At 43.8% G+C, this 20,496-nt stretch carries 19 protein-coding genes and 1 pseudogene; 11 read left to right on the forward strand and 9 right to left on the reverse strand.

Going from position 1 to position 20,496, the window contains the following annotated elements:
- Window positions 1-26 precede the first annotated feature (26 nt).
- Window positions 27-1,397 carry an amino acid permease gene (locus MHI30_RS01195; RefSeq protein WP_075753557.1) on the forward strand — a complete coding sequence of 457 codons (1,371 nt, stop codon included), beginning with the start codon at window positions 27-29 and terminating at the stop codon, window positions 1,395-1,397.
- A 400-nt stretch (window positions 1,398-1,797) separates the two neighbouring features.
- Here MHI30_RS01195 and MHI30_RS01200 read toward each other — a convergent pair whose 3' ends face one another.
- From MHI30_RS01200 to MHI30_RS01220, 5 genes and pseudogenes are all read right to left on the reverse strand, one after another.
- On the reverse strand, window positions 1,798-3,096 hold the full coding sequence (locus MHI30_RS01200) for a citrate:proton symporter (RefSeq protein ID WP_075753559.1): 1,299 nt from the start codon (window positions 3,094-3,096) through the stop codon (window positions 1,798-1,800).
- A 204-nt stretch (window positions 3,097-3,300) separates the two neighbouring features.
- A complete protein-coding gene (locus tag MHI30_RS01205; protein WP_075753561.1) occupies window positions 3,301-4,260 on the reverse strand; it encodes a tripartite tricarboxylate transporter substrate binding protein in 960 nt (319 codons plus the stop codon).
- 2 nt (window positions 4,261-4,262) lie between these two features.
- Complete coding sequence (locus MHI30_RS01210) at window positions 4,263-4,943, reverse strand: response regulator (protein ID WP_075753563.1); 681 nt, start codon at window positions 4,941-4,943, stop codon at window positions 4,263-4,265.
- A pseudogene (locus tag MHI30_RS01215) lies at window positions 4,936-6,550 on the reverse strand (sensor histidine kinase). The gene MHI30_RS01210 and the pseudogene MHI30_RS01215 overlap by 8 nt, the downstream one beginning before the upstream one ends.
- Before the next feature lie 516 nt (window positions 6,551-7,066).
- Window positions 7,067-7,522 (reverse strand): LysR family transcriptional regulator substrate-binding protein, encoded by a 456-nt coding sequence (locus MHI30_RS01220; protein WP_305954535.1) that lies wholly within the window; start codon window positions 7,520-7,522, stop codon window positions 7,067-7,069.
- Window positions 7,523-7,719: 197 nt separating this feature from the next.
- Between MHI30_RS01220 and MHI30_RS01225 the strand changes: the two genes are divergently transcribed.
- Together MHI30_RS01225 and MHI30_RS01230 are read left to right on the forward strand one after the other, a co-directional pair.
- Window positions 7,720-7,968 (forward strand): hypothetical protein, encoded by a 249-nt coding sequence (locus MHI30_RS01225; protein WP_003178498.1) that lies wholly within the window; start codon window positions 7,720-7,722, stop codon window positions 7,966-7,968.
- Window positions 7,969-7,984: 16 nt separating this feature from the next.
- Complete coding sequence (locus tag MHI30_RS01230; RefSeq protein ID WP_003178500.1) at window positions 7,985-8,176, forward strand: YbxH family protein; 192 nt, start codon at window positions 7,985-7,987, stop codon at window positions 8,174-8,176.
- A 119-nt stretch (window positions 8,177-8,295) separates the two neighbouring features.
- On the opposite strand, the gene MHI30_RS01235 is transcribed toward MHI30_RS01230, so the two are convergent.
- Window positions 8,296-8,562: a hypothetical protein gene (locus MHI30_RS01235; protein WP_075753565.1), complete on the reverse strand. Its 267-nt coding sequence runs from the start codon at window positions 8,560-8,562 to the stop codon at window positions 8,296-8,298.
- A gap of 57 nt (window positions 8,563-8,619) precedes the next feature.
- Window positions 8,620-10,665 carry a thioredoxin domain-containing protein gene (locus tag MHI30_RS01240; RefSeq protein ID WP_075753567.1) on the reverse strand — a complete coding sequence of 682 codons (2,046 nt, stop codon included), beginning with the start codon at window positions 10,663-10,665 and terminating at the stop codon, window positions 8,620-8,622.
- A gap of 1,086 nt (window positions 10,666-11,751) precedes the next feature.
- On the opposite strand from MHI30_RS01240, the gene MHI30_RS01245 reads away from it, so the two are divergent.
- From MHI30_RS01245 to MHI30_RS01280, 8 genes are all read left to right on the forward strand, one after another.
- Window positions 11,752-15,159 (forward strand): isopeptide-forming domain-containing fimbrial protein, encoded by a 3,408-nt coding sequence (locus MHI30_RS01245; protein WP_075753569.1) that lies wholly within the window; start codon window positions 11,752-11,754, stop codon window positions 15,157-15,159.
- A gap of 8 nt (window positions 15,160-15,167) precedes the next feature.
- Window positions 15,168-15,728, forward strand: a complete 561-nt coding sequence (locus MHI30_RS01250) for a class D sortase (protein WP_075753571.1) — start codon at window positions 15,168-15,170, stop codon at window positions 15,726-15,728.
- A gap of 189 nt (window positions 15,729-15,917) precedes the next feature.
- Window positions 15,918-16,163, forward strand: a complete 246-nt coding sequence (locus MHI30_RS01255; protein ID WP_035337421.1) for a hypothetical protein — start codon at window positions 15,918-15,920, stop codon at window positions 16,161-16,163.
- Window positions 16,164-16,221: 58 nt separating this feature from the next.
- Window positions 16,222-16,506, forward strand: coding sequence for an AbrB/MazE/SpoVT family DNA-binding domain-containing protein (locus MHI30_RS01260; RefSeq protein WP_305954532.1), 285 nt, complete (start codon window positions 16,222-16,224; stop codon window positions 16,504-16,506).
- Window positions 16,507-16,557: 51 nt separating this feature from the next.
- Window positions 16,558-16,938 carry a hypothetical protein gene (locus MHI30_RS01265; RefSeq protein ID WP_075753575.1) on the forward strand — a complete coding sequence of 127 codons (381 nt, stop codon included), beginning with the start codon at window positions 16,558-16,560 and terminating at the stop codon, window positions 16,936-16,938.
- Window positions 16,939-17,429: 491 nt separating this feature from the next.
- Window positions 17,430-17,654: a hypothetical protein gene (locus tag MHI30_RS01270; RefSeq protein ID WP_237562690.1), complete on the forward strand. Its 225-nt coding sequence runs from the start codon at window positions 17,430-17,432 to the stop codon at window positions 17,652-17,654.
- Window positions 17,655-17,683: 29 nt separating this feature from the next.
- Window positions 17,684-17,890: a hypothetical protein gene (locus MHI30_RS01275; RefSeq protein ID WP_237562691.1), complete on the forward strand. Its 207-nt coding sequence runs from the start codon at window positions 17,684-17,686 to the stop codon at window positions 17,888-17,890.
- A gap of 73 nt (window positions 17,891-17,963) precedes the next feature.
- Entirely contained in the window at window positions 17,964-18,119 is a 156-nt protein-coding gene (locus tag MHI30_RS01280; protein ID WP_237562692.1) for a hypothetical protein, read from the forward strand.
- Between the two features lie 42 nt (window positions 18,120-18,161).
- Here MHI30_RS01280 and MHI30_RS01285 read toward each other — a convergent pair whose 3' ends face one another.
- Window positions 18,162-18,920, reverse strand: a complete 759-nt coding sequence (locus MHI30_RS01285; RefSeq protein ID WP_075753577.1) for a methyltransferase domain-containing protein — start codon at window positions 18,918-18,920, stop codon at window positions 18,162-18,164.
- Window positions 18,921-18,953: 33 nt separating this feature from the next.
- Window positions 18,954-20,393: an aminotransferase class I/II-fold pyridoxal phosphate-dependent enzyme gene (locus tag MHI30_RS01290; RefSeq protein ID WP_075753579.1), complete on the reverse strand. Its 1,440-nt coding sequence runs from the start codon at window positions 20,391-20,393 to the stop codon at window positions 18,954-18,956.
- Window positions 20,394-20,496: the final 103 nt, after the last annotated feature.

Here is a 20,496-nt window from a genome sequence, read left to right on the forward strand (position 1 = left end):
TCAGCCGTGTAAGAGGAGGAAAAGAAGTGGCGAACAAAGAATTGAAGAGAGGCCTGGGCGCGCGCCACATCCAAATGATTGCGCTTGGCGGCACTATCGGTGTCGGTTTATTTATGGGATCTTCTAGCACGATAAAGTGGACGGGACCTTCCGTCCTGCTTGCTTATGCCATTTGCGGAATTTTTATTTTTTTTATTATGCGTGCAATGGGGGAAATGCTATATATAGAGCCAAGCACCGGTTCATTTGCGACATTCGGCCATCAATATATACATCCGTTGGCTGGATATATGACCGCGTGGAGCAACTGGTTTCAGTGGGTGATTGTTGGGATGTCCGAGATCATCGCCGTCGGGGAGTACATGAAGTACTGGTTTCCGGATCTGCCCGCTTGGATACCGGGCATTATCGCAATGGCGATTCTCGGTGGAGCAAACCTTGTCTCTGTTAAATCATTTGGTGAGTTTGAATTTTGGTTTGCGATGATTAAAATCGTTACAATTGTATTAATGATTGCAGCGGGGCTCGGGATTATTTTCTTTGGATTCGGCAACGGCGGACAAGCGATCGGGTTTTCAAACCTTTGGTCGCACGGCGGTTTCTTTACAGGCGGCTTCTCAGGATTCTTCTTTGCGCTGTCACTGGTCATCGCCGCTTATCAAGGGGTCGAACTGATAGGGATTACGGCGGGGGAGGCAAAAGATCCGCAAAACACGCTGAGACACGCGATCCAAAGTATTATTTGGCGTATTTTAATTTTCTATATTGGCGCCATCTTCGTGATTGTCACAGTCTATCCTTGGGATGAGCTGAATGCAATTGGAAGTCCGTTTGTATCCACTTTTGCGAAAGTCGGAATTACGGCGGCCGCCGGCATTATTAACTTCGTCGTCATTACGGCGGCAATGTCCGGCTGCAACAGCGGCATTTTCAGTGCGGGCCGCATGCTTTATACATTGGGAGTAAACGGCCAAGCGCCAAAATTCTTTACGAAGATTTCCAGAAATGGCGTGCCGTTATACGGGACGATTGCCGTCCTGATCGGTTTGGCAATCGGCGTCGTTTTAAATTATATTGCGCCGCCTAATATTTTTGTGTATGTATACAGTGCGAGCGTGCTCCCGGGGATGATTCCGTGGTTTGTCATTCTGCTCAGCCATATCGGATTCAGAAAAGCAAAAGGAGCTGAAATTGACAAACATCCGTTCAAAATGCCTTTCGCCCCAGTGACGAACTATTTGACGATTGGTTTCCTGCTTATGGTACTGGTGGGCATGTGGTTCAACAATGACACACGCGTGTCTCTGATTGTCGGGGTTATTTTCCTTGCGGTTGTTGCCGCCAGCTATTATGTGTTTGGAATTGGCAAGCGTGCCTCAGCTGATGGGAATAAATAATGAAATTTTTAAGGGCTTGGGGCTGTCGAGATGTTATTGGCAGCCTTCTCAGGCGCTATGCTCAAGAACCAGCTCCTGGTTCTTTTTTTATAAGCTTGGCTGTGTTTCAATACGGGCGCCAATGATGGGCGGAAACCCGCCCACTCCGGCGCGCCTCTGGGTGCCATTTCAAGCAACGGCATATCCAACACCGGGTCCGAAAGATGTTGTGATTCATGAAGACGCCAAGCCACACAGTAAAGTCTTATGAAAAGGTATAAGGGAGATCTTTTTCCCTCCAAAAGAAAAAGCCCGCAGAAAACAGGAGTGTCTCTGCAAGCTGAAAAAAAGCTGCTATGTGAAAAGGTTTGACGCGATACGTGTATCGGTCCTCATAAGGACATTGAAGCGATCAACACAATCAATAAATTGTTATGGATCCGATGAGAAGCGCGCATCCTGTCATCACGATGACAGCGAGCACCGCCCACTTTATCGCAAATTTTTGATGATCGTCGATGGAAACCCCGACAAGCCCAACAAGCAAATGTGTTGAAGGCACAAGCGGGCTCAGCATGTGAATCGGCTGGCCGATGATGGAGGCTCTTGCAATTTCGACCTTATTAACACCGTATGCGACAGCGGTTTCTGATAAAATCGGGAGCACTCCGTAAAAATACGCGTCATTTGGCATCAGAAAAGTGAAAATGCCGCTTGTTAAGGCTACAATCATCGGAATAAAGCCGCCCATTTGTTCAGGAATCATAGATGCAAGCGAAATCGCCATTTCATCTACCATTTTTGTGCCTGTTAGTATTCCGGTAAAGACCCCTGCGGCAAATATCATGGAGCCGATAGCCAATACATTGCTCGAATGCGCCGAAATTCGCTGTCTCTGATGATCGAGGTTTGGATAATTGACAATCAATGCGATGCAGAACGCGATAATAAACAGAACGGTCAAGCTTACTTTTCCTGATATAAGAAGCCCTATCAATGAAAGCGTCAACAATAAGTTGAACCACCAAAGCTTCGGACGCTTCCACTCATCCTCCGCAGCAGCGGCCGTTTCATTGGCACCAGCCGGATGTTTGAGTTCAATCACGCCGAGGCGTTTTCGCTCCGCTTTTCCGAGCATATACGCAACTCCGATCATACAAAGCATGCCGCTTGCGATGACAGGTATCATCGGGCCGGTCAATTCAGCCGGGTCAACTCCGAGCGCACTCGCTGCCCGCGGTGTTGCGCCTCCCCATGGAATCGTATTCATAATCCCCATGCCGACTCCTGCGATTCCCGCTAATATAATCGGGCGGATGCCAAGCAGCAAATAGAGCGGGAGCATCGCGCTCGTTGTAATCATATATGTTGTTGATCCGTCTCCGTCCAATGCGACTAGCATCGTGAGCACCGCAGTGCCGACGACGATTTTTAACGGATCGCCTTTGACCATTTTTAATATTTTTGTGACCATTGGATCAAACAGGCCAGTATCAATCATAATCCCGAAATATAAAATTGCAAACATAATCATAACTGCGGTTGGCGCGACTTGCTGAATTCCAGAAACCATCATGTCGCCGACATCGCTGAATCCGAATCCGGCGATCAGCGCAAACACTATCGGTGTCAAGACCAATGCCGTCAGAACAGAAAGCCGTTTTGTCATGATCAATACCATAAACACAAGCATCATGAAAAAGCCTAAAATTGCTAACACAGTTATCCCCCTCTCATGTGAATCCGCTTACATTTTTTTCTCTCCGGTTCCCCTTAAGCCTTGCCTTTTTGTCATCATATGAGAAGAACTTTCTGAAGTAAATAATTTGGTTTTTATGTATTTTTAATTTTTTAAAACCATTTTGTTCTTTTTGACCATTTTTAAGTACATAAAAAAAGTATTCCGCAGACGCGAAATACCCGGTTAATCCCCAGCCATGATGTTTTGATAAAATGCTGATTGCTCCTCAAGGAATCGTTTTGTCTCCTTGCTGTTTAAATAATAGCTTTCCCATTCCTGTTCATTTATTTTCTGCTTCCATTCCGGCGAAGATGTGATCTTTTTAAACACTTGATCCCAGTAGGAGATTTCTTCTTTGGTCATATTTTTCGGGCCTAATACACCTCTCCAATGGGAAAATACAAACGGGATGCCCTGCTCTTTCCACGTCGGTACATGCGGATAAGCGGGAAGCCTTTTGTCTGAAGTAACAGCCCCAAGTGTGATGCTGCCGCTCCGTTCATATGTTTTAGCTTCTGATAGAGTCATTGAAGCGGCGTCAATTTCATGTCTGATAAGCGCCTGAATGAGCTCTTCGCTGCTTTCATACTGTAAATATTGAATGTTAAAAGGGTCAACTCCGTACATATCGGCCGCCCTGACGAATGACAGCTGGTCATCATTTCCAAGTCCAGGGGAAAAACCGATTTTTACCTTGCCGGGATTCTTTTTGATCTCATTCAGCAAACCCTTTCCGCTCTTTATTTCCGCTCCTTTTGGAAGAGCGATCGTCTGCCATTCTTTTGCAAGAATCGCCAGCGGGGTGAAATCGTCTGTTTTCAGTTTGCTCTGTCCGAGAATGTAATTGCTGAGCATTAAGCTGGATGTCATGCCGATGGTGTACGTATCGCTGTTATTTATATACTTCCAGCCTTTGTCACCTCCGCTTCCGGGTTTATAAACGATCTTCACGTCGCTTTTTATCACTTGTTTTTGTTTAAGGACGGATTGTATCGCCTGAGCCGTTAAATCCCAGCCGCCGGAAGGCTCAGCAGGTACGACGATTTCAACCGGCCCATCCGGGGGACGCGGGGCGGACGATTGTCTTTCATCTCCCGAAATTAAGATCGATAGACATATCAATATGATCGCAAAGTTCTTCATGTTTATTTATCCGCCAAATAGTATTTTCTCTCCGGTCTGCCGATAATTCCATATTCCAGCTCAGCGCACGCTTCTTCTTTTGACACGAGATATTCGGCATAGCGGCGGGCTGTTGTACGTGAAGCCCCCATTTTTTCACCGAGTTCTTCGGCTGTCATTCCTTTGGCTGCGTCTCGCAGAACATCCCTGATTTTTTGCAGTGTAATCGAATTGATACCTGTCGGCAAATCCTCAGCTTGACGGGATCCGCTGGAGCAGCCTCCGAAGATTTGGTCAATCATTGATTGGCTGACCTGTGGCTGAGAAAGCAGTGTTTGCCTTTTTTTCTTATATTGAAGCAGCACCTGTTTGAATTTTTCGGCAGTCACAGGCTTAATCAAATAGTGCGCAACTCCCGCCCGGAGCGATTCCTGTAAATGACATGTTTCGGTTGCTGCTGTGATGATCATGATATCCACTTCCGGAAAGCGGTTTCGAATGACAGGAATCAATTCTGTGCCCATCTCATCCGGCATGTAAATATCCAATAGCAGCAAGTCGGCCTTTTGGACCTCGAGAATTTCCATTGTTTCTTTGGCATTGGCCGCTTTACCGATAATGTTGAATCCATCAAGCTGTTCGATCAATCTTTCATGAATTTGCGCTACACGGAAATCATCCTCTGCGATCAGGATATCAATCAAATGGATTCCCCCTTTCGTGTTTGCTTCTCCTTCGGTATAAAAACGGTAAACACCGCTCCGCCGCCTTTTTGATTGGAAACTTCTATCCAACCGCCGAGTTCACGTAAAGATTCCTTTACGTTGGCCAGCCCGTAGCCTCTCTTCATTCCCTTTGAAGAATATCCTCTTTCAAAGATGGCTTTCATCTTATCAGGCGCCACGCCGCATCCTGTGTCAGACACTTCTATGACAATATCGCGGCCGATGTCCGTGATGAAAAATGAAACAAGCCGCACATTTTGCTCAGCTACGGCTTCGAAAGCGTTATCAATTAAATTCCCGATAATCGTAATGAGATGAGACATCCCGATATGCTCAGGAAGCGGCTCAAGCGTGCTGTTTTCATCAATGGACAACTTAACTTTTTTCTCTGAGGCCTTTCCCATTTTGCCCAACAGGATAGCCTGCACCTGCTGTGAATGAATGTTTTTGAATAAAATATCGTGCTGTTCATTTTGAATGGCGTATTCCTCTTTAATCAGGTCGATCGCTGCTTCATACTCACCTAGCTCAAGCAGACCTAGGATCACATAAAGCTTATTTGAGAATTCATGTGTTTGCGCGCGGAGATCTTCAGAGTATTTTTGCACCTCTGTCAGCGTGTCAATGAGCCTTTTTAATTCGGTCTTTTGACGGAAACTTACGACAATTCCGTAAGTTTGCCCGTTTTGGAGCATCATTTTTGTATTTAAAATAAAGACTTGATCGTTGACGCAGACCTCCTGATTCAGCAACATCTGCTCCTGATGAAGGACAGACATTAGTCCGGCTCCGGGCATGATGTCATCAATTGGCCGGTTGACCACAGGTTCGGGAAGCTTAAGCATTTCTGCTGCCGATACGTTCATCATTGTGACGACTCCTTCGCGGTTGGTGGCAATGATCCCTTCTTTAATCGCACGCAGCATCGCATTTCGTTCACGGTAAAGAGATGCGATCTCTTGGGGGTCAAGGCCAAGCGTATCCCTTCTAATGCTTTTGGCAAGAGCGGCGGCACCCGCAAATCCTAAAAGCAAAACGAGAACAGCCATGAAGCTCAATTTTCTTACATTCTCTTTAATGCCTTGTTCTGTCTCGTTTAATAGAAAATCAACAGACACACTGCCGATGACCTTGCTGTAACCACTTTGTTCCTGGATAATCGGCGCACTTCCTCTGATCACTATGCGGCCATCGTTTTTTGTTTCAGAGATGTGAGAGCCGCCGAACAAGATCTTTCTGCTTCTTGTCAGCTTCTTTTCTCCTCTCTTTTCCGAGGCGATTTTAATCTCTCCCTTTTCGTCGAGGACATAAATAGTATAGGCGTCAGTCTGTTCTTTCATCTGTTCAATGACTTCTTGCGCCTCTTCCTTATGCCCGCGCTTCTCTTGAAAGAGCTCTTTTACCGGAGGCATATAGGAAATGGTTTTTGCAGTCTGAACGGCAAGCTGTTCGGACTGTTTTCTTCCTTCTTTTGTTTGCTGAACGGCAAACGTGACTGTCAGCAAGCCGATTACTAAGATAAGCAGTGCTGCAATCAAGCCCATAATTTTTGTTTGCAGAGAAAAATTGACCCGTTTTTTGACCACAGGCACCAGCCGTCCTTTCTACCAAAAATCATACCACTTTTTATTCGGAAATTTTGGCATTTTTAAAAATATCCTTTGTAAGATAACGAAAAAGGCCACGTATATCTTATAAGTGATGATTTCATCATGCAGGATCAGTTTTAGGACAGTGGGCAGTTAGTTTTTTAAGCTGGGATCTGGTTTTATCCCACATATAGGTCTAAATCCAGAAGAAAGTCTGCCTCCGGCCACAAAATGGAGCTTCGCATGACGATTGGAGGAAGTTGCCATCCTCGCGAACACCGCCCCGAGAATAGCTGCCGGCTCCTTGTGTTGTTGCCATATATTGAAAACCATTGATTCACACATTGAGACGGCCCGTCTGCTGCTGTTGACTACTAAAACACCTCACCAAACATGCGCTCAATAATATTCAACAGTACAATCCCCGGCAGTTTACGGCGTTCTTCAGCCGGTCGAGTTTTGTAAAGAACCCGTTTTAACGGAAAGTGAAAGGTGACGTCCGTTTAAAAGGATTTAACATTCATCGGTCGAATCGATCATTTGAATAAAGTTAAGGGCAGATGGAGATAGATGATCTTCCGCCCTTACGCATAGTGAAATCGGGTTCTTTATTACGGCTTTATCAACATGAACCTTTGCAATGTCTCCGCGGGCGATATATTCGTTTACTTCAAGAGCGGATACGAATGTTACACCGTATCCTTCCATAACTGTTCTGATTGTTTCGTTTAATCCGTTTATTTGTACACCCATATTTGGTTTTCCCGCGTTATGCAGGTTGCATAGCGAGATCAATTTTTCCCGCGAAAAACTTCCTTCCTCGCGAAAGACGAAAGGTTCTTTTATAATCACCTCTAATGCCACGTGTTGTGAGGCAAACTTATGTTTTTGATTGACTACGAATAGCATGTCATCTTCAAAAAGTAATTTTCCTTTAATCAGCGGGCTGAACTCCGTAATGCCCCCAATGAAGACGGAAAAGCCGTCTTTCTTATTGCTGCGTGTTCAGTCTTCTTGGCTTTAGGCGCTTACCATGTGGGAAAGAGAAAATTTTTATCTGCACAGCATCATGGTGTATCGCCTTTTTCTTATTGAAAATTTGGGCCGCTCATGCATGAATCATCAAGAATTCACCCAACCTATAAGGTAAAAAAGGAGATTGAATCATGGACACAACATTGGGCTACCTCCGTGAGTCACTGTCGAATCACCTTGAACACGGCATAGGACAAAACATTTACAGAAAAATCGTTTCCGGGCGATATGCCAATGAGGAAGAGTTTGTCGAGCACTTGGAGGAGCGGGAAATGGAATTTCTGAATCAAGTGCTTGAACATGAGATGAAATATGCGCTGAATGAACAGGACCATAAACGAACAAGAGAATTAAACGAAGTGTATGAACTGTTGTTTTGAAAGGCGGTCATGATCAATGGGTGCAATAGAGCGGAACGGATACACGTTTGAACCGGAATACAGCGTGACCAGACAAAACGGCGCCATCCATGTATACCGGCGCGGCCGGTTTGTCGAGGAGATTCCCTTTGAGTTTCACGGAGAGTTTCCAGAACATGATTTAATTGAAGAGCTTGTCAATCATTATTGCTATGAAAATAAAATATAAGGTTTGAAGAGGCTGCCGACCGGGCGGCTTTTATTTTTGGATTTTTATATCTATAATCCGCTTGCAGTTTTTAGAACGGCAGTAGAAAAGCTGCCATAAATATGACAGCTCATACATTGTTATTTTTTCTTTTCGTCGTAGTATTGAACAGGGTACATGGATCCTTCCGATACCATTTTGTTATCTTCGATATCATGCGGAGACGGATGGCCTGCTTTTTCAACCGGGAATGAATCTACGTTGTGTTTTTCCGAAAAGTAAGGGATCTTTTCTTTGACGCTTTGCAAGTACGATTTCAGTTTTTGTCTGTTTGTTTCGTCTTTGAGCATATATGCGGTGACTCCGGCGACAACGGCGAGACCTGAGATCAGATTCTTTTGCTTCATGGTCATAACCCCTTTCGATTAGGTGTTTTCAGATGTTATTCCCATGATGGCATCCGTTTAAACCAACTGATCGAGCGCTTCGTCTATATTCGTCGTCGGCTGTCTGCAGGCGAAGTTTTCACAAATATAGACAGTCGTTTTGTTATCGGCTGCTTTGTATTCGGCCGCAAAGTCGGCAATCCCTTTGAAATCGTCAGGCGATTCTGCGGCGAGGACGGCATAGTTTGGCTGGAAGGCCTGCTGCAAAGCGCTTACGATCTTCTGTCTGTCCGGGTCATGGCGCTTTCCGAGCACAACGATTTCTTTTTGCGGCATGACATGGCTCAGCAGGCCTTGGAGAAAGTTTGTATGGCCGCTTGGATAAGCGGAAACATCTCCATGGAATGCCGAAAACATTTTTGCCGCTTGATCATGGAGCGATAAATCGCCGGTCAGCCGACCCAGCCGGGACAGCTGCACGGCCAGGACGCCGTTTCCGGACGGGAGGGCGCCGTCGTATACTTCTTTATCCCGCACGATCAAAGCCTCGGCATCGCTTCCCGTAAAATAAAAACCGCCGTGCTCTTCATCCCAGAACAGCCCGGTCATATCCGCGGCGAGCTTTTTGGCTTTTCGCAAATCGGTTAAATCAAGGGATGCTTCATACAATTCGATGTAGGCCCACAGCAGGAAGGCGTAGTCATCGATAAACCCTTTATGTTTCACCTCGCCGTCACGGTAGCGGACCATGACGCGTCCGTCTTGAATCAATTTATTCTCGATGAACTCGACTGCCGCCCGTGCCATCTCCAGGTATTCGGGCGCATTGTAGACTTTCGCCGCTTTGGCAAGACCCGCGATCATCAGAGCGTTCCAAGATGTCAGCACTTTGTCGTCGACATGGGGATACGTTCTTTCCTGCCGTTTTTCAAAAAGTTTTGTTCTCGCTTCTTCAAGCTTGTTCTGAAGCTCTTCATCTGTCAGCGCGAATTCATCTTTAATGTCTTCCAGCCTGGTGTAGATCAAGTTTGGAATATTGCGGCCTTCAAAATTCCCTTCTTGCGTGATGTTGTAGACAGCGCAATACAATTCGCCGAGTTCATCTCCAAGCGTTTCAAGGACTTCGTCTTTTGACCACACATAATATTTGCCTTCTACGCCTTCCGTGTCGGCATCAAGCGCTGAATAAAAAGCGCCTTTGTCATCGGTCATTTCGCGGCGGACAAATGTGATGATCTGCTCGGAAATCTGTTTATACCGTTCGTTTTTCGTGATTTGATAGGCTTCAGTATATGCGATCAGCAATAAAGCATTATCGTAAAGCATTTTTTCAAAGTGGGGAACGAGCCATTCGTCATCTGTCGAATAGCGGGCGAACCCGTAGCTGACATGGTCGTAAATGCCGCCGTTCGCCATGCTGTCCAACGTTTTCGTCACGCTGTACAGCGCGTTTTCCTCGCCGCTGTATTGATGATAGCGAAGCAGAAATGCCAGCATATGGGGGATCGGAAATTTCGGTGCGCTTCCGAAACCGCCGTATGCCGCATCGAAGCTGTTGATCAGCTGTTGATACGTCCGCCTCAACATGTCTTCGCCGAGCGCATCGCCGGCATCGCTTTTCGCTTTGATTCTCAGGTTGTTGGCGGCTTTTTCGGCAATATCCTCAACATGTTCCCGGTTTTTCGCGAAGGTATCGGAAAGCTGCTTCACCACCTCAACAAACCCCGGCCGGTTAAACCGGCTCGTCTTCGGAAAATATGTACCCGCATAAAACGGCTTCTGATCAGGCGTTAAAAACACGTTCAGCGGCCAGCCGCCCTGCCCCGTCATCATCTGGCAGATCGTCATATAAATTGAATCCACATCAGGACGCTCCTCGCGGTCCACTTTAATAGAGACGAATTTTTCATTCAGGAGCTTCGCAACTTCTTCATCTTCGAAGCTTTCATGAGCCATGACATGGCACCAATGACAAGTCGAATAGCCGATGCTGACAAGTACCGGCTTGTTTTCGCGTTTTGCTTTTTCGAAGGCTTCTTCGCCCCAGGGGTACCAGTCGACGGGGTTGTGGGCGTGTTGGAGTAAGTATGGTGACTTCTCATTGATTAATCTGTTCGTTGGCATGGGATCACCTGCTTTCTATCCAATTTTTTTATAAGTATTGTCTTTACTACATTTAATATACCAGATATCACTGCTTCTTGAATTTTCTACATAGCTGCTTACTCACTGGCGGTCAGTTACCACTTGAGCAATGCGATGAATTGGCAAAAGTTTTTCAAGAAATCGATTGGTTGTAAAAAACGATTTGCCAGCACCTCCTTTGTAGAGCATTACGGCAAGATTAATTGGATGCACGACATTCGTTCATGGATTGGTTCCTATGTTCAGCATCAATCACTATATTTTTCCCCTTAAACACTGTTTTTTTTGCATTAACAGCTTTCAAAAAAATTTTTTTGAAAAACACCCCTTAACATTTTTTTATAAAACGAACCAAATATTTTCATAAAAATACAAATGATGAACCGGAAAATTGGAAATTCACGAAACCGGTTATTAGCAAATATCTTTGATGAGATGTAAAGCATCTGAGTTGAGAACCCGACTTGAAGAATGAAAAAAAAGATAAGGATAGACAGAACTACGACTGGTAAAAAACTATATATTGGATGCCCTTTGGCTTTAATTCGGTTCGCGAAATTTGAGTGTATCGTCACATTCAGTGTTTTCATTCTTCTTGGTACTATTGGTTTACAGAGAAGGAAGATTTTAAATAGGAATATGCGAGAGAAGGATACAGCTCTTTGTTGGCTTAAATGTTCATACTTCGGTTTAGTCATAAGTTTTAGTTTGGAATCAAGACTCTCAAAACAAGTCGGTTTCAAAAACTGTCATAAAAATGATCTTAAATCATCTTGAGAATTTCCATTTATTAATAACTGACAAGTAAATTAATAACCAAATTTGCCGTTTTTTTGAATTTAAATATAAATATTTTGTAATATTGTGAAATATAAAACTATTTTGGTAAGTTTTTATTGGAAGGGGGCATATAGAGAACAGATTTGAAAATATCAGGTCGAAATATGATATTTCAGCAACCGTTACGGCAAATATCATCTGTGAAAAAATGACTATTGGAGTGAGGAATTGATGCGAAAAGATTTTCTGTCTAGATCTTACAAACTACATCTTAGAAAATACTTTATGCTATTTGCGATCTTTTTATTAGTTGCAAGTAACATGTCGGCTACTGTTTTCCCAACTCAAGTGCATGCTGAGGAAAATACAGGTGCAATTCAAGCGGCAGCGGCAGAAAATGCTTGCCCGGCTCCGGTCGCGTTGATTAACGGAAGCTTTGAACAAGGAGCTGCCAGAGGATCGGCAGTCAATGGTTCGGGTATCTATTATTACGAATCCGAGGTTCCTGGCTGGAAGACGACTGATGATGCAGCTGGCTATAAAGTAATTGAAATATGGAACCATGCTCAGAATCTTCCTTCTGGTGCAAAGTATTATTCTGCACCGCCTGATGGAAAGCGGTGGGCGGAATTAAACGCCTTTGAAAACGGGATGTTGTATCAAGATGTGAAGACAACGCCTGGACAAACCATTTATTGGCGCCTATCCCACATGGGGCGGGCAGGGGTTGACACCATGCAGGTTCGAATTGGAGCAGCGACTAAGAACCCGTACGATACCGTCGTCCAAAAACAAATGTCTGATGGGAGAACAGGATGGGGAACTCATACAGGTTCTTATACTGTACCAACAGGACAGACTACAACCCGGTTCGGTTTTGAAGCGGTGAGTTCAGCCAGTGGAAGCGTAGGAATCGGAAACTTTTTAGATGATATTTTCCTGGGTACAGAACCATGTGTCACAGCGCATAAAACGGTTTCTCCACAGGGAGAAGTTCACGCCGGGGATGAGCTTACATATGCGGTTCAAATCAAGAACGAAGGCGGAGACATCGCATCAGATGCGAGCTTCACAGATCTCATCCCAGAGGGTACGAAATATGTCCCTGGATCATTAAAATTGATCAACGGTTCGACCGCTAAAAATCTAACTGATGCATCTGACAGTGACGAAGGCCATTTTGACGGCAGTAAGGTAAACGTCAAACTGGGGAATTTGCCTAATGCGACGGATTTGCCTAATGGGGTCACTGTTCAATTTAAAGTGAAAACGCTAACGGACTACGACGTTACAAAAGTTAATAACAAGGCGCAAATTAACTACGACAATTTATTAACGAATAAAGATGAACAAACGGAATCAAATGAAGTAACGACGCCGATCATCTTTAATGAACCCAAGCTTGAATCAAAGAAAACCTCATCCATTCAACAAAAAGGGGACGGCAACACAGATGCCGACCATCCGGAAGTGGGAGATACGCTTCTGTACACGATTCAGACCCGAAATACCTCTGAAGACAGTATTGTAAAAAATCTCACCATTTCAGACGCGATTCCGGAAGGTTTGGAATATGTCCCGGGTACTTTAAAAGTGGACGGTAAAGCGGTAAGCGATGCCCAAGACGGTGATCAAGGCCATTACGCCGAAGGCAAAGCGACAGGCCAGTTCGGCAATGTAACGGACACCGAATGGCATACCGTGACATTCCAGGCGAAGGTAAAGTCCGGCCAATCCGGTAAGGATATTGTCAACACGGCAAACGTAGACGGAGACAATATCAATGATCCGGATAAGCCGAACAACGAAGTGAAAGTTTATCCGCGTAATCCGGAGCTCGAATCGCAGAAAACCGCGTCCATTCAGGAAAAAGCTGAAGGAAATACAGACACAGACCATCCTGAAGTCGGGGACACGCTTCTGTATACGATTCAGACCCGAAATATTTCGGAAGACAGTCTCGTAAAAAATCTTACGATCTCAGACGCGATTCCGGAAGGCCTTGAATATGTTCCGGGAACATTGAAAGTGGACGGTAAAGCGGTAACTGACGCACAGGGCGATGATCAGGGCGATTATACAGACGGCAAAGTAAACGGCCAATTCGGTGATATCACCGATATGGAATGGCATCATGTGACATTTGAAGTGAAGGTGCAGCCTGGCCAAGCAGGGAAAGATATTGTCAACACGGCAACCGCCGGCGGCGATAATGTTGACAAGCCTAATAAGCCGAATCACGAAGTTAAAGTCTATCCGCGTGATCCAGTTTTAGAATCTGAGAAAACGGCAAAGAACCTTGATTCGGACAAGGATACATTTGAAGTAGGAGACACGGTCCTCTACACGATTAAGACACGCAATAAGATAACTGAAAGTACGATAGAAAATCTCGTCATTTCCGACGAACTTCCAGCCGGCCTGACATATGTCGAAGGCAGCATAAAAGCGAGCAACGGCGGCGAAGCGACATTTGAAAACGGAAAGATCACAGCAAACTTCGGCGATGTCACTGACACAGAGTGGCGGACTGTGACGTTCCAGGCGAAAATCGAGTCCGGCTATATTGGTAAAACGATTAAAAACGTGGCAGCCGTTGACGGCGGAAACATCGATGATCCTGATAAACCGGGAACGGACATCAAAGTTGATCCAAAAGATCCTAAGCTTGAATCAAAGAAAACGGCAAGCCTTCAAGAAAAAGCTGAAGGGAACACCGATGCGGATCACCCTGAAGTCGGTGACACGCTTCTTTACACAATCCAGACCCGAAACACAATTGAAGACAGCCTGGTGAAAAACCTTACGATTTCGGATGCGTTACCAGAAGGCCTTGAATATATTCCAGGAACATTGAAAGTAGACGGCACTGCGGTAAGCGACGACCAAGACGATGATCATGGCTATTATGAAGAAGGAACGGTTGCGGGCCAATTTGGCGATGTCGCCGACACGAAATGGCATACGGTGACCTTCGAAGTGAAAGTCAAAGCGGGTCAAACGGGCAAAGACATTGTCAATACAGCGACGATCGGCGGCGGCAATGTTGACAAACCTGACAAGCCGAGCCATGAAGTGAAAGTGTATCCGCGTGATCCAATTTTAGAATCTGAGAAAACAGCGAAAAACCTAGATTCTGATAAGGAAAAGTATGAAGCGGGCGATACGGTGGTCTACACGATTAAAACCCGCAATACGGTCACGGACAGCAAAGTTGAAAACCTGGTCATCTCAGACAAGCTTCCAGCCGGCCTTTCATATGTAAAAGGCAGCCTAAAAGTGAGCCATGGCGGTAAAGGTACATTTGCAGACGGCAAGGTTACAGCGAACTTTGGAGATGTAAGCGATACGGAATGGAGAACGGTGACATTCCAAGCGAAAATCGAGACCGGCTATGCGGGCAAAACGATTAAAAACGTTGCATCTGTGGACGGGGGAAATATCGATACACCGGATAAACCGGGAACAGACATTACGGTTGAATCGAAGGATCCCGAGCCTAATAACCAAGGAGAGCCTGAAAAACCAGAAAAGCCAAGTCCATCTGAACCGAAAGATAAAGCTAAGAAGACAGGCGGAGTATATGAGCTTCCGGATACTGCTACAAATACATTTAATCTGATTCTTGTCGGCTTAGGATTGCTGTTAGTTGGATCGGCCCTTTGGTACTTGAGAAGAAAGAGAAGTGTCTAATCTCCGTCGTGAAAAAGAATCTTCCCATCCTCATCATTGCAGCCGGACTCGTCCTTATTGGCTATGGCGTCTGGAAAGTGATGGATACAAGCAAAAAGACGGAACAAACATTAGAAGCAGCTAAACTCGCAATCGAGCAGCCTCAAAAAGCAGATCGAGGCCGATTCAAACCCAAGTTCGGCGAAGCAGCCGGTATTCTGGAGATTCCAAAAATCAACGCAGAGCTTCCGATTGTGGAGGGAACGGATGCGGATGATTTGGAAAAAGGAGTCGGGCACTATAAAGGCAGCTACTATCCAAATGATAATGGACAAATTGTTTTGTCAGGCCATCGGGATACAGTCTTTCGGCGAACGGGTGAACTAAAAAGAGGGGATCAATTGAAGATTTTGCTGCCTTATGGAAGCTTTTCATATGAAATTGAAAAGACAAAAATCGTAGATAAAAATGATACATCCATCATTACGCTGCAGCATGACAAAGAGGAGCTCATTCTTACGACTTGCTATCCCTTTTCGTATATCGGCAATGCCCCGAAACGGTACATCATTTATGGAAAAAGAGTTTGATAATAAGTCGCAGGACTCCCTGCGACTTATTTAAATCTAAAAATTCGATTTTCTTTCGATGAGGTTTTTGATGGGTTACAGTGAAATATGTAAAACCTGTTGGCTGTAGATGAAGAATTATGATTTGATGTAGTTATGCTCGTTTTCGCTGCTCGTATTAATCAGCCTTTCAGGTAAGAGGTGAAATATATGGAACAATTAAAAAGCAGAATAAAAAAAGCAATGATAAAGAAAGGCCTTATAAAACCCTGCACAAATTGCAATCATGATGAAGCGATCATAATAGACCCATATGTAAGGCTGGATCTGCAAGATTATTCTTCTGTTTTGAATGTTAGGCCTGAAGCGATTCCTTCCGTCGCTGTCGTATGTGCCGGCTGCGGAAAAATTGATTTATATGCAGCTAAGGTGTTAATGCCTTCGGAATTTATCTGAAAAATCATTCTGCCTGAGTATACAGGAAAAATTCAAAAAAGATAGGGAGGATGTTTTTTTGGAAAAAGCAGCATTTATTAGGAAAATGGATGAACTAGGAAGAATTGTTTTACCTAAAAGGATAAGAAAAGTATTAAAAATTAACGAACAAGATTCAATAGAGATATTTGTTGAAGATGAAAAAGTCATATTGCGCAAATATTTAGAAGGCAAAGCGTGCTTTGTTACCGGTACGGTGTCGGATGATAATAAAATTTTATCAGGCGGGATTGTGTTAAGCCCTGAAGGAGCGAGAATTCTGCTGCAAGATCTATTGTCTCTCCGATTACAAAAAGAAATCTAAAGTAACCCATTATCAAGCTTCCCAAATCAATGCGGAAAGGCGGTCCGGGAAATGTCAGATTATCCGTTAAAGCATGACCATATAGGGAGTGTCGTTTACAAATTAGAAAAATACAGCTTTTGCTTTCGGGGAGTCCCTGCTGCTGAAATTCAAATCATGGATGTTCCAGGAGAAAATGCATCCTTTACTTTTCAAATTGAAAGAAATGAGAGATTTTGGCCTGACCTTCCATTCGATTTTTCAAAACGATTGTCCGCAGGTGTCCGTGAATTGGAAGACCTGGGGTTCGGACAAATATGGTACGGCTCCAACATAGAAGCTTTACAGGCGGCCACAGATGCTGTCGAACATATTCTTAGAAAGCATAAAGCACAGGATAAATTGGAGTTTGTAAATTCCGCAAAATCATTAATTATCGAAGCTCGCCCTTAATGTCTAAGGGCGATTCTTTGTTTTGTAGAAAATGAATCCACTTAGGAAAGACATTTAATGAAACCGCGGCCGGCCATCCTTAATTAGAATTCCTTCTCATCATACTCAATCGGCAAATCATTTGTAACTCATCGACAGCTGTTACAGAAGCTCCAGACTTGGTCTACGGAATTCCGTTCTTCCCTTAAATGTATGGGATATGAGGAGTTGGAGAATTTTTTTGCGATTTTTAATAGAGGGGGATTTTGGTATAACAAAGGGAGAATAGGCTCTTCTATAAAAATAGAAATAAAGACTTCGTTAGAGGTATTTAAAACCAAATAGCAATAAAAAAGGTTTTGTAGTTTTCTTTTGAAATCCCATGGAAGCTATTTAATTTTTATGTTAATTTATGCTTTGGACATTGGGAAGGAGCTTCTTTATGAAAAAATTTGTAACATTTTTAGAAAGCTTTCACTCTATTATTTACTTTATCTATGAATTCAGTTTCTGTGGCTAATGCTGAAGAATCTAAAAGTTTGGGAACAATTAGAAAAATAAATGACAGTGAACTTGAATTAACATTTTATCATTCTGAAGTGGTTATGAATTCAAATGGTGATGTAACAGTGATTGATAGTATCACTGGCAAAAAAGAGACATTGCCAAGTCGTACTGTAGACAAAAATGATAATCCGGTAGATTTAGAATATGAAAAAACGATAATGGACTATTAGTAAAGGTGATAAAAAGGAATAGCAGCAATATGTTCAGAACACAATCAGTTGCAAAATGTGTACTTGGAACATCTGGAGGAGCTGTTACAGGCGAAGGTACAGGGGGATTAGCAGGAGCAGCTGTTGGTACTGTAACGATACCGATTGTTGGAACGGTTAGTGCTGGCCTTGTAGGAACTATTGTTGGCGGCGTCGGTGGAGGATTGACTGGTGCTGCAGCATCTTGCTTTGATTAACTGTTTAAAAAAATAACGAGGGAAAGAGAAATCCCTCGTTACTTTAATCTGATATATAAAAAGGTGATTCCATATGAATAAGTTAATATTACCTTCTATAATCGTAATTTTTATATTGTGGATTTTATTGCAAATATCGTTAAATATGAATATTTTTATAAATCCGTTGAATTATTGTATCGTAATCGTTATATTTTTCTTGTTTTTGAAGTTTGCAAAAGAAAAATGAATACTTTTTACTTTTAATCGTTCTTGTTTCAAATGCTTGCTTTTAACGCTTTTTTAATTTAAAAACGATAAAATCAGGACATCTGAAATCTTCTTCAAATGACGGATATTTTTTCAGCATTTCTTCTGATGGCTTTGGTTCTACTATGCCTTCCAGCATGAAGCCCGTTTTCATCAAAGTGTTAATATAGCTCGTCAAGGTTCTATGGAAGAACAGCATATTCTCCCGATCGCCAAGCTTTTGTTCGTATGTACCTTCATAAAAATACCGGTCTACATTCCAATGCAGTTTTTTTCCGTCTTTTGTTTTCTCCCAGCCGCTTTCCGGGGTAATGAAGCAGGGATGCAAAATCGAAAAAATAAAAAATCCGCGGTCTGTCAGCAGCCGATGCATTTCCTGAAACGCTTTTTCATAATCCGCAAGGTCTTGCATGACCATATTCGATATAATCAAATCAAAGCTTTTGTCTTCTAACATATTCAGGTCTTCACAGTTCCCGTGCCGATACTTAATCGGCAAATCATCCGGCGTCCTTTCCTTGGCAATGTCGATCATTCTCGGTGAGTAATCGACAGCCGTTACACTCGCTCCGGCCTTGGCCAGCAGCCTGCTGAAATACCCTTCACCGCACCCGGCATCGAGCACACGTTGATTCTTTACCGTATCAATGAGAGAAAAAATAGCAGGATTTAAAAACACTTCTTTGTGAATGTCTCCAAGTTCGGTATGATTGGCGGCATATGCATCGGCAAATCGGTTCCATCTTTGAATGGCTTCTTCTGTGCCAACTTTCCTTGTCATATTTCTCCTCCTTTTCAAAGTCTGTTTATTCATTTAACGCGGTATCTCCTGATCATAAAACTGATCAATTTTTTCAAAAACCCTTTGAATAAGGATATTTGAGAGAAAAGGATTTAACAAAACGGCACGGAGCCAGCGGTTTCCCCTATATGCAGGCAATGAAAAGAAGACGTTTTCTTCATTCAACAAAAACTGCTGCAATTCAAGATTCCAGTTATCCCATTGAGCTTCATCAAGGTTATGCGGGATGCCTCTAAAGCAGACAACGTTTGTATCCGGCTCGCTGGACAGTTCGAGATAATGGCGCTGTTTCACCTGCTTGATAAACTCGTTTTTTAATGCGAGGCTTTCATGCAACAGCTCCCTATAGCCTTTTAATCCAATGTGCTGAAGCGATAAATATAACTTTAGGATATCCGCATGCCGCGTGCCCTGAACACTGATTTCGCCCAAGTTAGTAAAGTCTGTTTCATTCATATAAGGGGCGGAAATGCGAAAATCGGTTTCCAAAACGCCGTGATTTTTGAATAAAACCATTGCACAAGTCTTCGCAATGTACATCCATTTTTGCGGATTGAATGTGATGGAATCTGCCATTTCAATTCCGTTCAGCTTATCGCGGTAAGCATCTGAAAAAATGAGTGCTCCTCCGTATGCCGCATCGACATGCAGCCACAATCCGTTTACCTTTGCGATATCAGCGATCGATCGAATGGGATCGATGCTTCCTGTTACCGTCGTACCGGCCGTGGCTGCAATTGCAAAAGGAATCTTGCCTTCATTTTTTGCCTGCCTGATTTTCTTTCTTAAATCGTCAAGATCCATTTTCGAATCGCTGCTGCTTTTCACCGGGATTATGCTGGAGGTACCCAGGCCCAACAGCATCGCTGCTTTATGCAAGGAAGTATGGCTGACGTCCGAAGCAAAGATGACCGGCTGTCCGGAAAGACCGAATACCCCCGATTCCTTTACCTTCAATTGATAGTTTCGCGCTGTTGCAAGCGCTTGAAGATTCGCGAGGCTTCCGCCGCTTGTCATCACACCCCCTGAGTTGTCATCATATCCGAACATACGGGCAATGGTGCCCAAAAGCTGTACTTCCATCTTCGAAAAGACAGGCGACATTTCAAGGCTCAGCATATTGTTATTTATTGAAGTGCTGACGAATTCGCCCAGACAAGACATTAGAGTCGGTATGGAATCCATATGCCCTATATAATTCGGGCTTAGAGGATTCATGGAGTCTTTTACAATCGCCTGCAACTTTTTTAAGAGCTCTTCTAATTCGATTCCGGTCTCGGGTATATCGCCGTAATGTGATGATTCCGGAGAAGGCAAAGTGCGGTGATTCCCGGCGTTGCTTGCGTGCTCTATGACAAATTTGACGATTTGATCAACAAGAATCGATATTTCCTTAATATTCTGACCGTTCGGATCGATAAAAGTGTTACTGGTCAAAAAGGATAGTTTCATAGTTCACACGCTGCTTTCTTTCACATTTTTTCTCAATTATAGCATTTTGATTTTGGGCGTATCATGGTTGATTGCTGAATAATACAAGGGTCGAAGGAAAAAT

The organism is Bacillus sp. FSL L8-0528, assembly GCF_038593085.1.
Classification (GTDB): Bacteria; Bacillota; Bacilli; order Bacillales; family Bacillaceae; genus Bacillus; species Bacillus paralicheniformis.

What these genes read in the sequence shown, in the direction of transcription:
- MHI30_RS01205 (WP_075753561.1), bottom strand. Translation starts at nt 4,260, where the DNA reads ATGAAGAACTTTGCGATCATATTGATATGTCTATCGATCTTAATTTCG.
- MHI30_RS01225 (WP_003178498.1), top strand. Translation starts at nt 7,720, where the DNA reads ATGGACACAACATTGGGCTACCTCCGTGAGTCACTGTCGAATCACCTT.
- MHI30_RS01230 (WP_003178500.1), top strand. Translation starts at nt 7,985, where the DNA reads ATGGGTGCAATAGAGCGGAACGGATACACGTTTGAACCGGAATACAGC.
- MHI30_RS01235 (WP_075753565.1), bottom strand. Translation starts at nt 8,562, where the DNA reads ATGAAGCAAAAGAATCTGATCTCAGGTCTCGCCGTTGTCGCCGGAGTC.
- MHI30_RS01240 (WP_075753567.1), bottom strand. Translation starts at nt 10,665, where the DNA reads ATGCCAACGAACAGATTAATCAATGAGAAGTCACCATACTTACTCCAA.
- MHI30_RS01245 (WP_075753569.1), top strand. Translation starts at nt 11,752, where the DNA reads ATGCTATTTGCGATCTTTTTATTAGTTGCAAGTAACATGTCGGCTACT.
- MHI30_RS01255 (WP_035337421.1), top strand. Translation starts at nt 15,918, where the DNA reads ATGGAACAATTAAAAAGCAGAATAAAAAAAGCAATGATAAAGAAAGGC.
- MHI30_RS01265 (WP_075753575.1), top strand. Translation starts at nt 16,558, where the DNA reads ATGTCAGATTATCCGTTAAAGCATGACCATATAGGGAGTGTCGTTTAC.
- MHI30_RS01275 (WP_237562691.1), top strand. Translation starts at nt 17,684, where the DNA reads ATGTTCAGAACACAATCAGTTGCAAAATGTGTACTTGGAACATCTGGA.
- MHI30_RS01280 (WP_237562692.1), top strand. Translation starts at nt 17,964, where the DNA reads ATGAATAAGTTAATATTACCTTCTATAATCGTAATTTTTATATTGTGG.
- MHI30_RS01285 (WP_075753577.1), bottom strand. Translation starts at nt 18,920, where the DNA reads ATGACAAGGAAAGTTGGCACAGAAGAAGCCATTCAAAGATGGAACCGA.
- MHI30_RS01290 (WP_075753579.1), bottom strand. Translation starts at nt 20,393, where the DNA reads ATGAAACTATCCTTTTTGACCAGTAACACTTTTATCGATCCGAACGGT.